The organism is Natrinema sp. CBA1119 (genome assembly GCF_002572525.1).
GTDB lineage: Archaea > Halobacteriota > Halobacteria > Halobacteriales > Natrialbaceae > Natrinema.
Window position 1 is genome coordinate 1846294 of record NZ_PDBS01000001.1, and the last position, 19290, is coordinate 1865583.

18 protein-coding genes are annotated in these 19290 nt (G+C 62.4%); 10 read left to right on the top strand and 8 right to left on the bottom strand.

The window, feature by feature from the left end:
- Positions 1-98: 98 nt before the first annotated feature.
- From CP556_RS09075 to CP556_RS09085, 3 genes are all read left to right on the top strand, one after another.
- Positions 99-866, top strand: coding sequence for a Nif3-like dinuclear metal center hexameric protein (locus CP556_RS09075; protein WP_098725320.1), 768 nt, complete (start codon positions 99-101; stop codon positions 864-866).
- 111 nt (positions 867-977) lie between these two features.
- Complete coding sequence (locus tag CP556_RS09080; RefSeq protein WP_098727339.1) at positions 978-1262, top strand: hypothetical protein; 285 nt, start codon at positions 978-980, stop codon at positions 1260-1262.
- A gap of 87 nt (positions 1263-1349) precedes the next feature.
- Positions 1350-2411: a deoxyhypusine synthase gene (locus CP556_RS09085; RefSeq protein ID WP_098725321.1), complete on the top strand. Its 1062-nt coding sequence runs from the start codon at positions 1350-1352 to the stop codon at positions 2409-2411.
- A 49-nt stretch (positions 2412-2460) separates the two neighbouring features.
- On the opposite strand, the gene CP556_RS09090 is transcribed toward CP556_RS09085, so the two are convergent.
- Positions 2461-2847 carry a pyridoxamine 5'-phosphate oxidase family protein gene (locus CP556_RS09090; RefSeq protein ID WP_098725322.1) on the bottom strand — a complete coding sequence of 129 codons (387 nt, stop codon included), beginning with the start codon at positions 2845-2847 and terminating at the stop codon, positions 2461-2463.
- A gap of 131 nt (positions 2848-2978) precedes the next feature.
- Here CP556_RS09090 and CP556_RS09095 point away from each other — a divergent pair, with 131 nt between their 5' ends.
- Entirely contained in the window at positions 2979-5288 is a 2310-nt protein-coding gene (locus CP556_RS09095; RefSeq protein ID WP_098725323.1) for a PAS domain S-box protein, read from the top strand.
- A 288-nt stretch (positions 5289-5576) separates the two neighbouring features.
- Here CP556_RS09095 and CP556_RS09100 read toward each other — a convergent pair whose 3' ends face one another.
- On the bottom strand, positions 5577-6257 hold the full coding sequence (locus tag CP556_RS09100) for a glycosyltransferase family 2 protein (protein WP_098725324.1): 681 nt from the start codon (positions 6255-6257) through the stop codon (positions 5577-5579).
- A gap of 284 nt (positions 6258-6541) precedes the next feature.
- On the opposite strand from CP556_RS09100, the gene CP556_RS09105 reads away from it, so the two are divergent.
- Positions 6542-6766 carry a hypothetical protein gene (locus tag CP556_RS09105; protein WP_098725325.1) on the top strand — a complete coding sequence of 75 codons (225 nt, stop codon included), beginning with the start codon at positions 6542-6544 and terminating at the stop codon, positions 6764-6766.
- A gap of 314 nt (positions 6767-7080) precedes the next feature.
- Here CP556_RS09105 and CP556_RS09110 read toward each other — a convergent pair whose 3' ends face one another.
- Entirely contained in the window at positions 7081-10287 is a 3207-nt protein-coding gene (locus tag CP556_RS09110; protein ID WP_098725326.1) for a PAS domain-containing sensor histidine kinase, read from the bottom strand.
- 341 nt (positions 10288-10628) lie between these two features.
- Positions 10629-11411: a helix-turn-helix transcriptional regulator gene (locus tag CP556_RS09115; protein WP_098725327.1), complete on the bottom strand. Its 783-nt coding sequence runs from the start codon at positions 11409-11411 to the stop codon at positions 10629-10631.
- A gap of 256 nt (positions 11412-11667) precedes the next feature.
- Between CP556_RS09115 and CP556_RS09120 the strand changes: the two genes are divergently transcribed.
- Genes CP556_RS09120 through CP556_RS09130 form a run of 3 tightly spaced genes read left to right on the top strand, consistent with a single transcriptional unit; the run spans position 11668 to position 13429 of the window.
- Positions 11668-12102, top strand: a complete 435-nt coding sequence (locus CP556_RS09120) for a DUF4870 domain-containing protein (protein ID WP_098725328.1) — start codon at positions 11668-11670, stop codon at positions 12100-12102.
- 9 nt (positions 12103-12111) lie between these two features.
- Complete coding sequence (locus CP556_RS09125; RefSeq protein ID WP_141551657.1) at positions 12112-12660, top strand: hypothetical protein; 549 nt, start codon at positions 12112-12114, stop codon at positions 12658-12660.
- A 22-nt stretch (positions 12661-12682) separates the two neighbouring features.
- Complete coding sequence (locus CP556_RS09130) at positions 12683-13429, top strand: hypothetical protein (protein WP_098725330.1); 747 nt, start codon at positions 12683-12685, stop codon at positions 13427-13429.
- 30 nt (positions 13430-13459) lie between these two features.
- Here the strand turns inward: CP556_RS09130 and CP556_RS09135 are convergent, their stop codons facing one another.
- Positions 13460-14095: a class I SAM-dependent methyltransferase gene (locus CP556_RS09135; protein WP_098727340.1), complete on the bottom strand. Its 636-nt coding sequence runs from the start codon at positions 14093-14095 to the stop codon at positions 13460-13462.
- 144 nt (positions 14096-14239) lie between these two features.
- Here CP556_RS09135 and CP556_RS09140 point away from each other — a divergent pair, with 144 nt between their 5' ends.
- A complete protein-coding gene (locus CP556_RS09140) occupies positions 14240-15079 on the top strand; it encodes a potassium channel family protein (RefSeq protein ID WP_098725331.1) in 840 nt (279 codons plus the stop codon).
- Between the two features lie 434 nt (positions 15080-15513).
- Positions 15514-16896: an FAD-dependent oxidoreductase gene (locus CP556_RS09145; protein WP_098725332.1), complete on the top strand. Its 1383-nt coding sequence runs from the start codon at positions 15514-15516 to the stop codon at positions 16894-16896.
- 43 nt (positions 16897-16939) lie between these two features.
- On the opposite strand, the gene CP556_RS09150 is transcribed toward CP556_RS09145, so the two are convergent.
- From CP556_RS09150 to CP556_RS09160, 3 genes are all read right to left on the bottom strand, one after another.
- Positions 16940-17404 (bottom strand): pyridoxamine 5'-phosphate oxidase family protein, encoded by a 465-nt coding sequence (locus CP556_RS09150; protein WP_098725333.1) that lies wholly within the window; start codon positions 17402-17404, stop codon positions 16940-16942.
- A gap of 67 nt (positions 17405-17471) precedes the next feature.
- Complete coding sequence (locus CP556_RS09155) at positions 17472-18473, bottom strand: LEA/WHy family protein (RefSeq protein ID WP_098725334.1); 1002 nt, start codon at positions 18471-18473, stop codon at positions 17472-17474.
- Positions 18474-18576: 103 nt separating this feature from the next.
- The gene (locus CP556_RS09160; protein WP_098725335.1) at positions 18577-19281 is read right to left on the bottom strand and encodes an alpha/beta hydrolase; all 705 of its coding nucleotides are present in this window, start codon (positions 19279-19281) and stop codon (positions 18577-18579) included.
- Positions 19282-19290 lie beyond the last annotated feature (9 nt).

Here is a 19290-nt window from a genome sequence, read left to right on the forward strand (position 1 = left end):
GCCGTTTTTCTACACGCGACGGGCGAGGGAGCCTCGAGGCCGTCCTCCGATCGGAGGAGATCAACCCAATACAAGGAGATCCCCGCCGAACGAGGCGTATGGAACTCTCGAGCATCGTCGACAGACTCGACGAGGAGTTGCGAACCGACGAGTACGCCGATCTCGACGCCAGCGCGAACGGCCTGCAGGTCGGCCCGGACGAGGCCGATATCGAGCGCGTCGCGTTCGCCGTCGACGGCGTCCGCGAGACGGTCGACCGTGCTCTCGAGGCCGACGCGGACCTGCTGGTCGTCCACCACGGGCTCTCGTGGGGCGGCTTCGACCGCGTGACCGGCCGCACCTACGACCGAATCGCGCCCCTGATCGAGAACGACCTCGCGCTGTACGTCTCCCATCTCCCGCTCGACGGCCATCAGGAACTGGGCAACGCCGCCGGCGTCGCCGACCTGCTCGGACTCGAGGACCGCGCCCCGTTCGGCGACCACGGCCCCGAACACATCGGCCAGCGCGGGACGGCCGCCGACCCCTACGCGCCCGCCGACCTGCGCGAGCGCCTCGAGACGAATCTGGATACCGGCGGTCAGCCCGTCCAGCACCTCGCGTTCGGGCCGGACGAGATCGAAGACGTCGCGGTCGTTACCGGTAGCGGGGTCGACTGGCTCGACGAGGCCGTCGACGCGGGCGCGGATGCGCTGGTGACCGGCGAGGGGAAAGGGAAGGCCTACCACGAAGCGCAGGAGGCAGGAATCCACGTCTTCCTCGCGGGCCACTACGCGACGGAGACGTTCGGCGTCCGCTCGCTGCAGGATCTCGTAGCAGGATGGGATCTCGAGACGACCTTCCTCGACGCGCCGACGGGATTGTAGCACCGGCCCCCTGAAGCCGGCTTGAGGGAACCGACGCCGGTTGCGGGGATGGGTAAAATCCCTCTTTCAGGTATCCCGTCCGTTATGTTAGACGCGTCGAAACGACGCGTCGTGGCTTCATCATCGACACTGCCGACGGCTCTCTCAGTATCGACCTACGTCGAGGAGGGCGCTCGTATCGCCGCAATCTTGCTCGTCTGGGGCGTTATCGCCGCGTTTTTCGCCTACGGCATCGCCGAGATCGGCGGGCCGGGGAGCCTCTTCGAAACGATCGGTCCGCAACTCGGCGCGCTCTTCGCACTGACCGGACTGCTCAACGCGATCCTCTATCTCCTGTATCGCACCGTCGATTACTGGCAACGGGGTGTGACGGGGGCGCTCGAGCCCGAGGGATGATTCACGGGGTCGAAACCGATCACTGGCGGCACACAGAGACGGAACTGGACCGCGACGTTCAAACCGCTCGCCCGCCCATTCGAGGACATGAGCGACGAGCACGACCACGGGAGCGACGACGCCGGCGAGGCGGACGATCACCATGACCCCGAGGAAACCTTCGCACACGACCCGATCGGCCACGCCGAGGTCCGCGCCGGAATGACGGTCGGCGAACTCGCGGACGAGTACGGCAACGCGGGCGTCGGCGCGGCGGACCTCCACGATGCCGTCGACGTCACCGAAGCGATGTTCGACGACGACGTGACCGTCTTCTTCGGCCTCGCGGGCGCGATGGTTCCGACGGGGATGCGATCGATCGTCGCCGAGCTGATCCGCGACGGCTACATCGACGTGCTCGTCACGACCGGCGCGAACCTCACCCACGATTCCATCGAGGCCATCGGCGGGAAACACCACCACGGCGCGGTCCACGCCGAGGGGAAGACCGAGCGCGAACACGACGAAACGCTGCGCGACGAGGGCGTCGATCGCATCTACAACGTCTATCTCCCACAGGAGTTCTTCGCCGACTTTGAGTCGCACCTCCGCGAGGAGGTCTTTCCGGTCCTCGAGGCCGAGTGCGAAGACGAGGGACTCGTCTCGATCCAGCGGCTCACGGAGGAACTCGGCCGGGCGAACGCCGAGGTGAACGAACGCGACGGCGTCGACGAGGACGCGGGTATCGCCGCCGCGGCATACGAGAACGACGTGCCGATCTACTGTCCCGCCGTTCAGGACTCCGTGCTCGGCCTGCAGGCGTGGATGTACTCCCAGACCTCGGCCTTCTCGCTGGACGCGCTGGCGGACATGACGCCGCTGACCGATATCGCCTACCACGCCGAGGAAGCCGGCGCGTTCGTCGTCGGCGGGGGCGTCCCCAAGAATTTCACCCTCCAGACGATGCTCGTCTCGCCCGACGCCTACGATTACGCCGTCCAGTTGACGATGGACCCGAAACAGACCGGCGGCCTCTCCGGCGCGACGCTGGACGAGGCCCGCTCGTGGGGGAAACTCGAGAAAGACGCCGAGAACGTCTCGGTCTACGCCGACGCGACGATCACGCTGCCGCTCGTGGTCGCCGCGGCTCGCGAGCGACTCGAAAACTGATATTACGGCGCTCGAGGGAGCGATAGCGCCTCCCTCGTTCGAGCGCTCATCAGTACGTCTGGTACGTCGCCGAGCCGACCTCGATCCGGACCAGCGTGTTTTCGGCGTACGCGTCGGACTCCGCGTCGTACTTCTCGTTGATCCGGCGGCGAGCCGCGGCGGTCTCGCTTTCGTCGTCGACGACCGTCGCCGTGCCGAGTAGCGAGACCATCCATTGCGTGTGCCCCGCCTCGTCGCTCTGTACCGAGATGGCGACCCGCGGATTCTCCCTGATATTCGCCAGCTTCCGGCCGGTTGTCACGATCTCGACGACCCCGTCGGCGTACCGGTACCAGACCGGCGCGACGTGGGGCCGTCCCTCGGCACAGGTTCCCAGATGGGCCATCAACGGCTCGCTCTCGAGCAGGCGCTCCGCTTCGGGTGGGACCGTCGACACGGTCGTCCCAGCGACGGGCAGCGAAAAAAGGGGTCACCATGCCGATGCCGGCGCGCCGGTCGCCACTGCGTCCGAACTGCCGGACGGCTTATTACCTCGTCGTCCGTTTACGGGTGTATTCAATCGATCCTATGAGTGAGTCGACCGGGGCCCCCACGAGCGACGAAATCGGGGACGTGAGCGGCGAGATCGACGTGCTCTCCGTCGACGACGACCCGACCGTCGCGGCGGAGTTCGCCGCCGCACTCGAGTCCGCGAGCGACCGGCTGATGGTCGAGACGGTCGACGACGAACACGCGGCGCTCGAGTCCGTGCGTGCGGACGACGTCGACTGTCTGGTCGAGCGGACCGCGGCCGCGGACGGCGACGGCCGCTCGCTGCTCGCACGTCTCCGCGACGACCGACCGAACCTGCCAGTGTTCCTCGTCATCGACGGATGGGACGAAGACCGGGTCAGCGCCGCGCTCGAGGCCGGTGCGACCGGCTGTCTGCCGGAATCGGCCGCCGCCGACGGGACGCGCCTCGCGATCCGCATCGAGCGGGCGGTCGAGGCGGTGGCCGAGCGCCGAGCGCTCGAGGCGACGACCGCCCGATTTCGAGCGTTCACCGAGAGCGCGTCCTTCGCGGTGATCACGGCGTCCGACGACGGGACCGTCCAGTACGCGAACGACGCGGTCGAGTCACTGTTCGGCTACGCGCCGACCGCCATCGTCGGCGAGCCGCTGACGACCCTCGTACCCGCGACGTATCAGACCGATCACAGCGCGGCGATCGCGCGCTACCTCGAGACGGGAGAACGAACCCTCGACTGGAACTGGGTCGAACTCGAGGGACTCCGTGCGGACGGACGGACGATCCCCATCGGCGTTTCCTTCGGCGAAGCGGTCGTCAACGGCGAGCACCTCTTCACCGCCGTCATCAGGGATGTCACGGACCAAAAGCGCCTCGAGCGCGAGCGCGAAGCCACTCTCGAACGGATCGGCGACGCCTTCGTCTCGATCGACGCCGACTGGGAGTACACCTACGTCAACGAGCAGGCCGTCGACCTCCTCCAGCGGCCCGGCGAGGAACTGCTCGGCGAGCCGCTCGGGACGGCGTTCGAAACCGTCGGCGGGACCGAACTCGAACGGCAACTCGAGCGGGCGTTCGCCGACCAGACGACCGTGAGTTTCACGGAGTACTTCGGCGCGCTCGAGCGCTGGTTCGAGGTCCGGGCCCACCCCTCCGAGGACGGCCTCTCGATCTTCTTCACCGATGTCACCGATCGCATTCGTGCCGAGGAGGAACTCGAGGCGAACGTCACGGCGCTACAGGCGCTGTATGACATCTCGACGAAGCCGGACGCGTCGCTCGACGCGAAGCTGCCGGAGCTGCTCGAGCTCGGCTGCGAGTATCTGGATCTCCCCTACGGGTTCATGACGCGGATCAACCTCGACGAGCGGACCCAGACCGTCGTCGAATCACGGAGCGATCACCCGCTCCTCCAGCAGGGCGAATCCTGCCCGCTCTCCGAAGCCTACTGCCGGAAGACGATCAAGACCCACGAGCTCGTCACCGTCGCGAACGCGCCCGACGAGGGGTGGACCGGCGATCCCGCCTACGAGCTGTTCGAACTCGGGAGCTACGTCGGCGCGAAGGTGACCGTCGACGGCACCATCTGGGGCACCCTCTGTTTCGCCTCGAGCGACCCCCGCGACGGCGACGGCTTCTCGGAAGCCGAGCGATCGCTGGTCAAGCTGATGGCGAAGTGGGTCAGCTACGAGACCGAACGCGAACGATCTCGTGAGACGCTCGAACGGCAGAACGACCGCCTGCAGGAGTTCACGAGCGTCGTCAGCCATGACCTGCGGAACCCGCTGAACGTCGCGCAGGGCGCGCTGAAACTCGCCGAGGAGGGAGATCGGTCCCAGCTCGAGGCCTGCGAGGAAGCGCTCGACCGGATGGCGCAACTGATCGAGGACCTGCTCTCGTTGGCCGAGCAGGGGGCGACGACGGCCGAGCTGGATCCGGTGTCAGTCCAGGACTGCGCGACGAGGGCCTGGTCGATGGTCGACACCGGGGACGCCGCACTGGCGGTCGAGGGGGAGTCCTGGGTCCGGGCCGACCCCGACCGGCTCCAGCAGCTGCTCGAGAACCTGTTTCGGAACGCGCTCGATCACGGGGTCCCCGAGGGAGGGTCGACTGCCGACCTGGCCGTTTCCGTCGGCGACTGTGCGGACGGGTTTTACGTCGCCGACACGGGGCGGGGGATTCCCGAATCCGAGCGCAACGAGGTCTTCGATATCGGCTTTACCACGGCCGAGGACGGCACCGGGTTCGGACTGGGGATCGTGGAACGGGTCGCCGAGGCCCACGACTGGGACCTCGCGGTAACGGCCAGCGACGCCGGCGGCGCTCGCTTCGAGGTGACCGGCGTCGATCAACCGCGTGACTCGCGGTGATCCGTCCGCGCGTTCGTGGCGACCTCGAGTGCGAGAGCCGTTCAGTAGCCGAGCGAATGGAACGCTGCGGAAGGTGTTGAGCATCCGCGAGCGAAGCGAGCGGTTCACCGCCGGAGCGGGGTGAAACCCCGCGACGGCGGCTTTTTGGCATCAACGGGTTTTACCGGGGGTTGAGGCTGGCGTCTGCGACGCCAGCCGATTCCCCCGGTAAAAGAGGCTGCTGTACTGCACGCTCTCATCTTCGAGTGCGTACTTGCCCACAGAACGTCACCGACGACCGACACCCGCTCAGTACTCCGCCCGGAGCCGCTCGAGGTCGAGTCGCGCGTAGTGCCAGAGCGTCCCTGTCAACCCGTCCTCGGTGATCCGCCGGCCCGAACTCTCGACCAGGACGGTCGGGCAGTAGGCCGTCGGGTAGCGGCGAGCGAGCCGTCGGCTGAATGCCGTGTCCTCGTTCGACACCTCGGGAAAGCCGCCGATTTCCTCGAAGGCCCGCCGGTGGACGAAGCAGTTGAACCCCGGCAGGATCGGTCGTTCGAGCCGCGAGAAGACGTGGTTGATCGTCGCCTCCATGAGCTTCGCTCGGCGGGGGCCGGTGATTCGACAGTAGGAACTCGCGGCCGCGAGCCCGTTGGCCTCGACGAAGCCGAGCAGTTCAGTGAGGTAGTTCGCCCGCACCCGCGTGTCCGCATCGACGAAGGCCAGCCACTCGCCGGACGCGTGCTCGGCCCCGAGATTCCGCGCTGCGGCGATGCTCTCGCCGCTCTCGGGAACGACCGTCGCGTCGTATTCGCGGGCGATCTCTCTGGTCGCGTCGCTCGAGTCGCCGTCGACGACGAGCACCTCGTACACGTAGGCCGTATCCAGCGCGGTCAGACTCGCGAGGGTTCCCCGGAGGTACTCCGCCTCGTTTCGTGCCGGCACCACGAAGCTGACGTCTGCGTCGCCGTCACGCTCGTCGCCAGTCATCAGTACTCGAGTGATTACGGGGACGGGTTCTCAAGCTATCGGACTTGTGTGGCCTGAAACGAGCGTCCACACGCGGTTTGAGCGAGTCGGTGGGCGCGACAGATCGTGTGAATAGAACCCATGATATTTGTTTTCAGACAGCTGCCCGCAGAGACGATATCTATCATGAACTTTTATAACCGTGGACTCAGTAGGGGTGAGTACAGATGTCGGTCGTACACGTAGCAGCCTGAATTCGTTGCCGACGAGTACCGATTTTCGACGATATCCCACACCCGACCGACATGAGCACACAACACTTGCAGTCCACGACCGACGCCGAACCGACACCGAATCGAACCGCGACCCGAACGCGACCGGCCCCCTCGAGCGCCGTCACCGAGGATCCGCGGACGGCCACCGACCGCGCTCCCCGGACGTTCTCGCAGCAGAGTACGGGGCGACTCGAGAACCTGATCGACGAGTGGAACGCGGCTTTCGCGAACGAGGACGCGGGACGCGGCCGGTAAGGCCGAGGTTCGATGTAGTTTTCGCTGCCGAATCCAAACCGTCTTTGGAGCGACGGCGGTAGGACCGCGTGGCCGATGACGAAGCACCCGCTCCGAGCCGGACTCGGCATCCGGTGGTGACGAGCCCTATGAGTGCCGAGGCTACCACTTTCACATGCTCGATGGCTATTCTATGAATCGATCTTCAACGATCGAGTAGGAATACTCACCTCAGCCAAACCCAGCCAGAAGACTTCATTCCAGACTGGTCTGCCAGATACTGCCTTTTTACGCTTTCAGGGCTCTGGACTCCGTACCAGTTACAGAGAGGTCAGTCATTCTCGATTGGTGCCGGGTTCATCCGCTGCAGGCAACGTGAACGAGAAGGTCGCTCCCTCACCGGGTTCGGACTCGACCCAGATCTCACCACCGTGTCGCTCGATAATCCGTTGACAGAGAGCGAGACCGATACCAGTCCCCTCGTGTTCGTCGTGCCCGTGAAGCCGCTGGAACACTTTGAAAATACGATCGGTATCGCTGGGATCGATACCAATCCCCTCATCACGGATCGAGAGACGCAAGTCTCCACCATTCCGTTCAGCAGCGATCTCTATTTGTGGTGGTTCGTCGCCGCTATACTCGATCGCATTGTCCAACAAGTTCTGGAAGACTTGACGCAATTGACTGGGATCACCCTCGACACACGGTAATGATTCGGCTGTGATCTCGGCGTCACTCTCCTCAATCTGCAGTTGAAGATCATCACGTACCGCAGAAAGAATCGCGTCCAGATCGATTGTCTCGAACGGGTCGCCTTGTGTTTCGACCCGTGAGTACTGTAGCAGCCCCTCAATCATCTCACGCATCCGGTCAGCGCCATCGACGGCAAACTCGATGAACTCTTCCGCGTCCTCATCGAGTTCATCACTATACCGGTTTTCGAGAAGCTGCAGATAACTCGTAACCATCCGCAAGGGTTCCTGTAGGTCGTGAGACGCAGCATATGCGAACTGTTCGAGACGTTCGTTGGACTCCTCGAGCTTGCGCTCGTACTTCCGACGGTCAGTGATATCACGGCCAATCCCCGTCAGAACTACATTCCCGTCGGGGTCTTCGACCGTTGACGCAACGAACTCATAGGGGATAGACTCGCCATCCTTGGTGAGGACTTCTGCTTCTACCTGTGCGTTGCCGGCTTCGAACCCTTCAGCGATAGTGGCCGAGATGTTCTCGTGTTCGTCCTCGCTGAAGAACTCTAGAGCATGCATCGACCCGACCTCCGAATCTGAAAATCCTGTTACGTCACTGAGACTCTCATTCCACCGCTGAAGGTCACCGTTCTCGCCGACCAGATAAAATATGTCTCCAACGGCATCCAGAATATCGTCGGTGAACTCCTTGTACCGTTTGAGATGGCGTTCACGTTCACGGAGCGCCTGCTCTCGCTCCTTCCGTTCGGTGATATCTCGTACGATACCGACTTCCTCCTGTTCGCCGTCAGTCTGTAACGTTGCGAAGGTTCCCTCTGCAGGGACACGGTCACCACCTGCCGTCTGAATCTCCGCCTCTAAGACCGGGTTCTCAGGTCTATCGTCGGCTGTTGCTGTTATATCCCGTGATTGTTCGACTGTGGACTCGTTGACGACCAGGGAGGCGTGTTCTCCAACTAGTGCTTCACGGTCGTAGCCGGTCAGCTCTGCGTAGGCCTCGTTGACCATCGTGAAGTACCCGTCCTCGTCTTTGACGTAGATCCCGTCATTAACCGTCTCAACGATCGTTTCGTACTTCGTGAGCTCTCGCTCATGCTCCACTCGTTCGGTCACATCTCGAAAGTAGACCGAAAGCCCGCTATCCGAGGGGTAGAGATTGTATTCATACCAGGAGTCGAAGTCTTCCTCGTACACTTCGAAGCTGATCGGTTCCTGTTTCTCCATCGCCGTTTGATACTTCTCTCGGTAAGTGCTCTCCGACTCCGCAGGCATGACGTCCCAGACTTTCTGACCGAGTAGTTCCTCTTTCGGTTGTTGCATCGGCTGGGCGGCCTGGTCGTTGAGGTGGGTAAATCGCCATTCGTTATCAAGCGCGTAGAACGCGTCAGAAATCCGACCGAGAATCTCGCTCAGCTCCGTCTCGAGTTCGGTCTTGCGCTGTTCGAGCTGTCGTTCACGTCTCTTGAGCTCCGTGATCTCTTCACCGGTCGTTATCACGCGTTCGATGGTTCCGTCGCCGCTACATATTGGAGTAGCGCTCAGGCGGAAATGCATCTGTTCGCCGGTCGGCAGATCGAAGATAAATTCCTCGTCAGATACTGGCTCTCCAGTCGCTAAAACGCGAGCAGATGGTGTTTCATGAGGAGGGACCAAGTTACCATCTGCGTCATATAGATCCCACTCATCAGGGTTTTCGGGCTCCTCAATGATCTCCTGTTCGGATAATCCAAGAGCTTCTTGGGCTTGCTGATTTGCCATCACCGTCTCACCCTCGGCATCCTGAACGGCAATCGCGATCGGTGCCGTCCGCAACAGTTTCTCAGTCTGTTTGTATTCGCGACGGAGTTGTTGCTCACGCTCCTTCTGCTCCGTGATATCGTCTACGGAAAAGACGATTCGATCGTCTTCGTTCTCTTCACTCTGAATCGGAGCGGCATTAATCGAAAGCCACCGACGACGACCGCCCGGAACATCAGTTTGACACTCGTAACCGTAGACGGTTTCGCCGGTTTCGACGACCTGCGTCCATGGATACTCGTCGAACGGAATCGGCTCTCCCGTACTATCGTAGATCTCCCACGATTCGACAGTGTAATCCGTGAGTTCAGATTCCTCGCTATCAATACGCTCGAGAGCTCGCTGGTTCGCTCGGATGAACTCGCCTTCGGAATTGATCGTATAGATACTGACCGGGACGGTCTCGAAGATCTGTTCGGTGAGATCGCGTTCCTGTTGCAGCTGTTGTTCGTACTCCTGGCGCTCGGTCATGTCACGCGTGACTTTCGTGAACCCCTGAAGCGTACCAGTATCGTCACGAATGGCGGTGATAGTGACGTTTGCCCAGAACTCGCTACCGTTCTTACGGACCCTCCAGCCTTCCTCTTCTACACGGCCCTCTTCTGCCGCGACTTCGAGGTTCTCTTTCGGAACTCCAGAGTCGCTATCCTCCTCGGTATAGAACGTAGAGAAGTGCTCACCGACAATTTCGCTTTCCTCGTAGCCCTTGATCCGTTCCGCTCCGGTATTCCAACTGACAACAGTACCATTCGGATCGAGCCTGAAGACGGCGTAGTCTTCCACCGCATCAACAAAGGCAGTAAACTCCTCCGGTTCCGCATGCCACCAGACCTGAGTCGCGCCGCAAATCCGCTTCGTCTGCAGCTCACCGCGTTCAACGAGTTCCTCGAGACTGTGACGAGCGGCTCGACGATCACATTCCAGTTTCTCGGCGACCTCCACCGCAGCAATCGGTTCAGACGGCTGCTCTAACCGTGTAAAAAGACTCCGAACGTCCTCCGTAGAGATGTCTTGAGCCGAACCCGAGGATCCCATGGGTTCACGTAGCGCTACGAATGCATAACGCTTGGCGTTCACAAACACGTTACGGGAAAACTATACCCGCCGGTTTCTCGGGAATTCGGCACTCCAGTATGCCCAACTCGAGCCGGAAAATCGCGTTTTCAGCTCTTCGAACGCCTGTCGATCCATCTATTTCACCCGCATCGAGTAGCGGCCTCGATCCGCTGTGTTGTTGTTGTTATACGCTCCGATCACCGCGAACGAACTCGTTCGGTGAGAGCTATCCAGTCCATAAACTATACCGAACTGATATATTGAGCGCGGTTCACGACGTGATGAAGAATGTATCAAATATCACGGCCCAGTTTCCGCCATCAAAACCGAAAGCGGTCGAGATCCTCCGTGAGAGGAGTCGCTTCGGTGCGATATTTCGTATAGACAGCTTCGGCCCACTCGCGTGCGGTTTGTGAATCGGTATCGACGTACGTGCGCAACAGACCCGTCTCATCGTCGTAGATGCCGACTCCGATCCGGTCGTCACAGAGCGTCAGTCCGAACGGGATGTCATCGTGGATCCAAAACGTCAGATTTCCGCTTTCGATGACTGAGCGTGCCCGTTCCGGGTTCGACGTAAGGACCTCCTCGAGTACCGCCAACGGATAGACGGCCTCCGTTTCCATCCCGGCGTTGATGCGGTCGGACAACTCGTCTAGGTGCAGCGGGTTGATGGTCGCTGGGTCGAGCCCCCGCAATGTCTCGGTCGTTTTCACCAGCGACATGAACCGATTCACCGGGCGGTAGGGATCCCCGGGCGCAACCGTCGTCACGGTTGCGCCCGTGAACGCCGCGATATCGATGTCGATGTCGTGAGCGGCCGCAACCTGGAGGACGGGGGCGAGTTCCGACGCGGCCTCGAGAGTCGACTGAAATTCGGCGACCTCCGCAGCGGTTACCTCACCGAACGGCGTGAGGACGAACTCGCCGTCGATGCGTTCGATCAGGCCGCTGTCCCGGAGCGATCGGGTGAACCGGTGGACGGTCGACCGAGAGACATCCAGGCGTTCTTCTAACTCTCGTCGATCTATCCCACCCTTCTCACGTAACGCGTCGAGCACCGGCTTTTGCCGGACGATTTCGATGAGTCCCTCGGCATCCATTCACACGGTGATAGTGACTCATGATGCTCTTAAGTCCACTGGTCAGTCACCGATCCTGCGACGACGAGACGGTATCTCGCGTCTATTGCGACTCTCTCGAGCGGAACTGAACTATAGTAGTCGCCGAGCGTCGTCTCGCGACTTGAGATGATGTCACCGGCTGAAATGATCCCACTCGGTTCATATAACCGACTGTCGCGCCTGCTGACTGGTACTGGAGCGGGCACGACGACGGAGCCCCTCACCGATACCACTAATGGCAAGTAATACACAAGACGTCGATATCGAGGCCGAACGCGCGGCGGACGCAGTAGAAACCGAATCGGGGCTCGAGCCGAACATCGCGGGGGCGCTCTCGTATCTGTTCGGGTTTATCACGGGGCTGCTCTTCTTCGTGATCGAAGGGGACAACCGGTTCGTGCGGTTTCACGCCGCCCAGAGCATGGTTGTTTCCGGCCTGTTCATACTGTCGTCTATCGCAGTGAGCGTCGTCGGGACTATCGTCACGATTCTGTTCGCCAGTCTGAACTCGTTCATCATCGGGAGCATCATCTCGTTGTTCCTCGGGTTGCTCTGGCTGGGACTCGCGGTCGGCGGGTTCGCGATCTGGGCCTATCTCATGGTCACGTCCTACCGGGGCGAGACGATCCGCCTGCCCGTCGTCGCTGGAATCGCAGACAGGCTGGTCTGAGGTGACGGCGTGCCCACGAACCGGAAGGAAACGGGGAATACGGCCGAACGAGCGAGCGATGGCCGAGCGGATGGGACCAGTGACGATGAGATGGATAGTGCGGAACCGACACCGCCGTTCGAGGCGTACGCCGACGACGAGTACGGCTACCGACTCGCGTATCCGACGACCTGGTCCGCGAAGACGGAGCCCGCGGGCGGGGCGTCATTTGACGACCGGACGGGCTCGGCCGGCGCGACCGTCTCCGTCGACGAGGGCGTCGCCCTCACGCTGGCGGAGTACGTCGCGAACTTCCTCGAGACCCTCGAGGCCGACGAGCACGTCCGGACGATCGAGCGCATCGAGCGGCGAGACCGCTTCCTCGAGCCTGGTGGGACGGGTCAGGTGATCGATTGCGCCTACTGGAGCGTGCCCGATGGTGAGCGTTGGCGGCTCACGTATCTCTTCGCCATCGAGGGCGAGACCGGGTACGTCCTCGGAGTGGACTGGAACGACGACGACGGACTCGACGAACTCGCCGCGCGAGTCGTCGAGTCATTCGCCGTCGAAACGAACTGAACGCGGAAGTACGACACGATACATGAACGAATCACACGGACAATCCGGACTGGCTCGACTCCTGAACACGAGACTGACTGCCCACACCCTGCTGACGCTGGCGGTCGTCCTCTCGGTCGCCCTTGCGGGCTGTACCGGGATGGGCGGGGTTGGTGACGTCGGAAACGGCGAAAACGATGGGACCGGCAGCAGCGATGCCGACGGCGACGACTTCAACTCGATGGTCGACGCGGACGACGACTGGTTCAACCTGAGTCGACCGGGCTACTACGCCTTCGACCTCGCGGGAATGGATGAGGAGACCGGCGAACAGGTCACCGGGCACCTGGTGTACGACATCGAGGACGCCGGCGAGGAGGTGACCGTGAGCGTCGACTACGAGTTCGGCGACGAGCAGTATCAATCGACGATAACCAGTCCCGGTGACGAGGTGAGGGGCCAGCTGTTCCTCACACCCGCACACGCGCCGGTCTTAGCCCTCCAGAGCGCATCCTTGCTCTACTACTTCGAGATGGGCTTTACGAACCCCTCGGTCGGTAACCGCAAACAGACAACCACCGACGAGGGGACCCAGATCACCGAGGTCACGGCGGAACGCTCCTACGCGGGGCTCGAGTGCGTCTTCGTCGAGACGACAGTCGACGGCGAACTCTCACAGCAGAGCTGTCTCCGCGGCTCGGACGGCGGGAGCGCTCCCTACGTGGCTACCTACACCGAGGACGGCGATCTCGACCTCGAGGTCGAACTCGTCGAGTACGAGTCGAGCTGAACCGACCGCTCGAGCAGCCCACAAAAAAACCTACTCCTGCGACGTGCGGAAGGCTCGGACGGTATCTCGCTTGCCCACCTCGACGTCGACCTCGAGCAACCCGAGCTCGGTAAACACGCGGTTCCAATCGCGGTGGTAGAGAGGGAAGTCGTCGTTGACGTAGCTCACGTCGGGGTCGGCCGACTCCGGGTGATCGGTCTGCTCATCGTCTTCGCCCTCGTTTTCGACCGTGATGAGGAGGTCGTCGGTGATCCGGCAGATGTCCTCGAGGACCCACTCCGCGTCCGGGTGGAGGTGCTGGAGCGTCTCGACCGAGTAGACGACGTCGAACTGGTCGTCGTCGAAGTCGCCGACGACGCCTTCGATGGTGTCGTGGTAGAACGTGCCGGCGTCGGCGAGATCCGGGTAGGTCTCCTCCATGACGTCGAACGCGTCGCCGTTGACGTCGATCCCGGTCAGGTCGTCGAAGCCGTGCTCGTAGAGGTGTGCGAGGTGTCGGCCCGAACTACAGCCGAGTTCGAGGACGGACGCGTCTCGGTCGACGAAGCGCTCGAGACGCTCGAGAATCGACTCGCTGCGCTCGTCCGGGCCGTAGTAGGCGTAATACTCCGGGGAGTACTCTCCGGTCCGCTCTGCCCACTGGCGACGGACCTCGTTAGAATTCACGTGCATCATATCCGGTGAACACCTAAAGTCTAGTCGGACTCCGACTGGCCCTCGATGGGGTGATAACGAGCCGGGTGCGGTGAGACTGGCCGTGTTCGATAATCCGAGGGCCTACGTATCTTGCACTCGGAGTACGACTGTCGAATGCCGATCGAATTGTCGCCCGGCGGCCGCGACGTTCGGGAAGCCGTCCGGTTTTATCTCCTGGATCACCGGACGCCGCTGGGAAAGGCGATCGACATCGCGCTGTTGGTACTCAACCTCGTCTTCGTCGCCGTCTTCGTCGCGGAAACCTATCCGCTCTCCGCCGAGCTTCAGTCTCGACTCTGGCGACTCGAGATCGCGATCGCCGCCGTGTTTCTGGTGGAGTACATCCTCCGACTCTACGGTGCGGCGAATCGCCTCGAGGAGGCCACCGATCCCTACACCGTGGTCGACCTGATCGCGATTCTTCCGACGTTCCTCGTGGTGTTGCTGCCGGGCGTCGCGATGGTTGCCAACGTCGGCTTCCTGCGCGTGGTTCGGGTCGTCCGCGTCCTCCGGTTTTACCGGTTTACGCAGGATGCGGAGTTCTTCTTTGGGACGATTTCGGATAACGCCTTACGCGCGCTGAAGCTGTTGTTGACGGTGCTGGTGCTTCTTTTCGTCTCTGCTGGCCTGTTCTACAGCGCGGAACACGTTGTTAACCCCGACGTCAGTACGTTTGGTGACGCGTTCTACTACGTCGTGGTCGCGCTGTCGACCGTCGGATTCGGCGATATCGTCCCGATCACGACCGCAGGGCGGTGGGTCACGGTAGCTGCGATCCTGGCCGGTATCATCGTTATCCCCTGGCAGGCGAGCAGGATCGTCCGCGAGTGGAGCCACAGGGGGAAGATCAACGTCACGTGCCCGAACTGTGGACTCTCGTATCACGACCACGATGCGTCACACTGCAAGGCGTGTGGCCACGTCATCTATCAGGAACACGACTCGCGCGAGTAGACCGAACCCGGAAACGGATCGTCCCTCCTCGGAGACCACAGAGCGAAGACAACGACTCGAGAGTTTACTCCCGTTCTATACGTGCGTTTTCGTCCTGCCGCTGTGCGACGAGTGATTCGTCACTCTCGCGCTCGGGAGCACGGGTTGTAACCGGTACGTCGACTGTCGATACAACTGCGGCTGAATGACACCGGATCGCCGAGGATGAGAGACGAGAACGGGAGCGGATTGCCGGATCACGAGTGGGTTTCTCCAGCTGTATTCCTGGGTAGAGGCCCAATATATGACAATCTGGGCACTCTCTTCCTGGTATCCGAAGTCCGAGAATACAGCCGTCGATGAGGGATACGACAACCGTCGAAAACTCGATCGAAAAAATATGAGTTATCAGTCTGGAGTCGAGCACTTGCAATACCGACCCACACCGATCAATAATGTCTGGTAAATACGACCTCGTAATCGTCGGCGGTGGTATCAGTGGTGCATCACTTCTATACACGACTGCGAAGTTCACTGATATCGACTCGATCGCGCTGATCGAAAAGGAATCGGAGATCGCAGCGATCAACTCCCACCACACGAACAACTCACAGACCCTCCACTTCGGAGACATCGAGACGAACTACACGCTTGAGAAGGCCGAAGAGGTCAAAGAGGGAGCGGAACTCCTTGCGGGCTATCTGGAGAACACCGACCCCGACCGAGAGATGCACGCCAAGCGCAGCAAGATGGTGCTCGGCGTCGGTGACGAGGAGGTCGCGGAACTCGAGCAACGGTACGAGGACGACGGCTTCGGCGACCTCTACCCGAAGCTTCGACCGATCGATCGCGAGGAAATCGGCGAGATCGAGCCAAAAGTCGTCGAGGGCCGCGATCCCTCGCAGGACATGCTCGCGCTGCAGACGCCGGACGGCTACGTCGTCGATTACGGCGAGACGACGAAGTCGTTCGTCGCCGAGGCCGAGGCGGAGGCGAACGTCGACGTCTTCACCGGGACGGAAGTCACGGATATCACGCCGACGCTCGAGGGCTACACGATCGAGACGGACGACGGGCGCTTCGACTGTGACGCCACCGTCGTCGCGGCCGGCTCGCACAGCCTCCAGATCGCGAAGGAACTCGGCTACGGCCAGGACAAGGTCCTCCTCCCCATCGCCGGGAGCTTCTTCCTCGCGGACGACCTCCTGAACGGGAAGGTCTACACGCTCCAGATGAAGAAACTGCCCTTCGCCGCCGTCCACGGCGACGCGGACGTTCACGACTCGTCCATTACGCGATTCGGGCCGACCGCGAAGCTCGTCCCCACGCTCGAGCGCGGGCGCATCACGACCGTCAAAGACTTCCTCGACGTGTTCGGACTGAACGCGGCGGCGTTCCTGAGCTACGCCAACATCCTCTCGGATCGGATCCTCCTGCCGTACGTGCTTCGGAACCTCGTCTACGACCTCCCGAACGTCGGCCGGAAACAGTTCCTGCCCCACGTTCAGAAGGTCGTCCCGAGCGTCGAACTCGAGGACATCGAACGCGCCAAGGGCTACGGCGGCGTTCGCCCGCAGATCGTCGACACGAAGAACAAGTCCCTCGATATGGGCGAGGCCAAGATCGTCGGCGACGACGTCATCTTCAACATCACGCCGTCGCCGGGTGCCTCGACGTGTCTCAAGAACGCCATGCGGGACACGAACACGGTGCTCGAGTTCCTCGGCGACGAGTACGAGTTCGACGAGGAGGCGTTCCGCGAGGAGACGATCGACAACTTCCCGCGCGGCGACGACTCCGACGGGCCGAAGGCGATCAAACCCAGCGCCGACGACTGACCGACCGGACACCGCGAGACGGAACCGGACGTACTACCGGACGTTATTCGGACTTTTCGCTCGTGACTTTCCCCATCCGTTCGCTATAGTCCCAACTGTAGACCGCTCGCGGCTCGAGTCGGATACGAACCTCGTCGCGGTCGTCGTCGAGCAGTCGCTGTGCGAGCGGGGACCCCGTCCCGCCGAGGTATCGATCGATGAGGGCTCGCAGGACCGTCTTGTCGCTGTCGGACGAGAGCTCGACGGTTCCGTTCCCCCTGATCCCGCGGTAGGGGATGTCGTTGGTCGAGATGTCGAAGGCGACTTCGGGATCACGTCGGAGGAAGCTCACCACGTCCGCGTTCGCCCCCGTTGCACACTCGAGCACGCCGTCTCGATAGCGGAACCACAGCGTGACGACCCACGGCGAGCCGTCCGGCCGTCGGGTGGCGATTCGGATCGGGATCGTCGCCTCCTGTAGGAACTCCTCGACCTCGTCTTCGGTCCACGCTCCGCGGAAGTCGGTCATGTCTGGGTACACGTGGCGGAGTCCGAAAAAGCCGACCGGGTGGTGGTTGTTTCGGCGCGCTTGATGTTCACGGATCGATCGGTCTCATCGCACTCGCCGACTCGTTCCCCGCAGACTCGTTCCCCGCCGACTCGTTCGCACTCGAGTCCGCCGCGCCGAGCAGGTCCGTCTCGAACGTCCGTTCGTACGAGATGAAATCGAGCGGGACCGTGCGCTCGACGCCGCCGTACTCGAGGGTCGCGTCGAAGTCGACGGTCAGGTTCGACGCCTCGTCGTTCCGGAGGTGCGTGACCCACCACTCGTCGAGTCTGGAGTTATCGATGGCCGCAGTCGCCTCGAGCGATTGCGTCCCGTCGGGCCCCAGCACGGTCCGGTCGGCGGCGGTACCCGTTCCGACGACGATTCCGTTCAACTGGACCGTGTACCTGATCTCCGTGATCGGGACCGGGATCGGCGTCGGGTTGGTCACCGTTGCCGACGCGTCGATCGGCGTTCGGTTCGCGGTAGCGTTCCCCCACGCCGCGTTCGTCTCGTTGACGACCAGTACCGTCCGACCGTACGCCTGAAACTCCTGACTCTCGTTCGTTTCGAGCGGCTCGAGCAGGTCCGTGTGGACTGTTCGAGTGCGCGTCCACTCGTCCGCCGGAAGGCGGATGCCGGCGACGTCGACGACGACGTCGGGTTGGACTCGCACCGTCGTCGTCTCGTTGCGATTGATATGGGAGGCCCACCACTCGGGGAGCTCGTCGTTGTCGAGCCGAGTCGAGACGCTGACGGTACTCTCGTCGCCACTGAGGTGGACGCGATTTTCTCGCTCCGTCGCGAACTCGATGTCGTTCATCGAAACCGTATAGGAGACGTCCGCCGCGGCGTCGCCGACGCGGAGCAACAGCGGATTGTCGACGCCGATCCGCGTTTCGACTTCGGTCCGGTCGTTCGTGACGGTCCCCCACTCGTTGTCGACCGATTCGACCTGCGGCCGGTCCACCGCGAGGACGCCGTAGGCCGCGGTTGCGACGAGCAGGACGACTGCGAGGAGCAGTGCGATTCCAGTTCTCCGACGAACCATCTACCGCGCCTTCCATCCGCTCGCAGTTCCGGCGTCGCGTTACACGTTCAGGCCGTTGATATCCGGGGTGATCGTTCCCCGGTCACGGACGGGACTACCGCGGTCACTGCAGCGCCGCGGGGCCGTCCTCAAGCGCCGCGAGGACCGTTTCGATGTGCTCGTCCCGCGCGGGCGAGTCGAACAGCTGATGGCCGCCCTCGTAGGCGATTCGGTTCGCCTCGGGCGCTCGCTCTTCGATCGTCGCAGCGCTGACGACGGCGTCGTCGGGCGTGTAGAAGACGACGCCGGTCTCCTCGAACTGGAACGGCGGCAGGTGCGACTGGGCGCGCTTCGCCTCCCGCAGGAAGGTCGGCGCGACGCGGCTCGGCGTGTCCTCGAGTTGCCGGTCGGTGGCGAGCGCGCCCAGCATCTCCCGGTCCGTGCCCCCGGTCGGGAGAATCGATCGCGAGAGGGGGAGCGTCATCGCCAGCGAGACGATCGGATTCCGCATGTCCGCGTGGAACCCCCACCACGGACTCAGGTAGACTCGGTGCTCGGCCCCCTCGAGGTACTCGGCGACGAGGCCGCCCGTGCTGTGGGTGAACAGTCGGTACGACTCGAGTTCGTCGACGACGTCGGCGATCGGTTTCACCCATTCCGTTTCGAAGTCGGTGACGACGGTCGGTAGCTGAAAGACGGTGACGCGGTAGTCGGCCTCAGTGAGTCGGTCGACGAGCCACCGGACGTTCTCGTGTTCGATCCTGTTGCCCCACCCCAGCACGAAGACGAGGTCGCGGTCGCCCGCCTCGTTGCACACCTCGTGTTGCATTCGAGGCAG

Bases quoted from the DNA above. Each gene is read 5' to 3' on its own strand.
- CP556_RS09075 (WP_098725320.1), top strand. From the start codon at position 99: ATGGAACTCTCGAGCATCGTCGACAGACTCGACGAGGAGTTGCGAACC.
- CP556_RS09085 (WP_098725321.1), top strand. From the start codon at position 1,350: ATGAGCGACGAGCACGACCACGGGAGCGACGACGCCGGCGAGGCGGAC.
- CP556_RS09095 (WP_098725323.1), top strand. From the start codon at position 2,979: ATGAGTGAGTCGACCGGGGCCCCCACGAGCGACGAAATCGGGGACGTG.
- CP556_RS09100 (WP_098725324.1), bottom strand. From the start codon at position 6,257: ATGACTGGCGACGAGCGTGACGGCGACGCAGACGTCAGCTTCGTGGTG.
- CP556_RS09105 (WP_098725325.1), top strand. From the start codon at position 6,542: ATGAGCACACAACACTTGCAGTCCACGACCGACGCCGAACCGACACCG.
- CP556_RS09110 (WP_098725326.1), bottom strand. From the start codon at position 10,287: ATGGGATCCTCGGGTTCGGCTCAAGACATCTCTACGGAGGACGTTCGG.
- CP556_RS09115 (WP_098725327.1), bottom strand. From the start codon at position 11,411: ATGGATGCCGAGGGACTCATCGAAATCGTCCGGCAAAAGCCGGTGCTC.
- CP556_RS09120 (WP_098725328.1), top strand. From the start codon at position 11,668: ATGGCAAGTAATACACAAGACGTCGATATCGAGGCCGAACGCGCGGCG.
- CP556_RS09130 (WP_098725330.1), top strand. From the start codon at position 12,683: ATGAACGAATCACACGGACAATCCGGACTGGCTCGACTCCTGAACACG.
- CP556_RS09140 (WP_098725331.1), top strand. From the start codon at position 14,240: ATGCCGATCGAATTGTCGCCCGGCGGCCGCGACGTTCGGGAAGCCGTC.
- CP556_RS09145 (WP_098725332.1), top strand. From the start codon at position 15,514: ATGTCTGGTAAATACGACCTCGTAATCGTCGGCGGTGGTATCAGTGGT.
- CP556_RS09150 (WP_098725333.1), bottom strand. From the start codon at position 17,404: ATGACCGACTTCCGCGGAGCGTGGACCGAAGACGAGGTCGAGGAGTTC.
- CP556_RS09155 (WP_098725334.1), bottom strand. From the start codon at position 18,473: ATGGTTCGTCGGAGAACTGGAATCGCACTGCTCCTCGCAGTCGTCCTG.
- CP556_RS09160 (WP_098725335.1), bottom strand. From the start codon at position 19,281: ATGCAACACGAGGTGTGCAACGAGGCGGGCGACCGCGACCTCGTCTTC.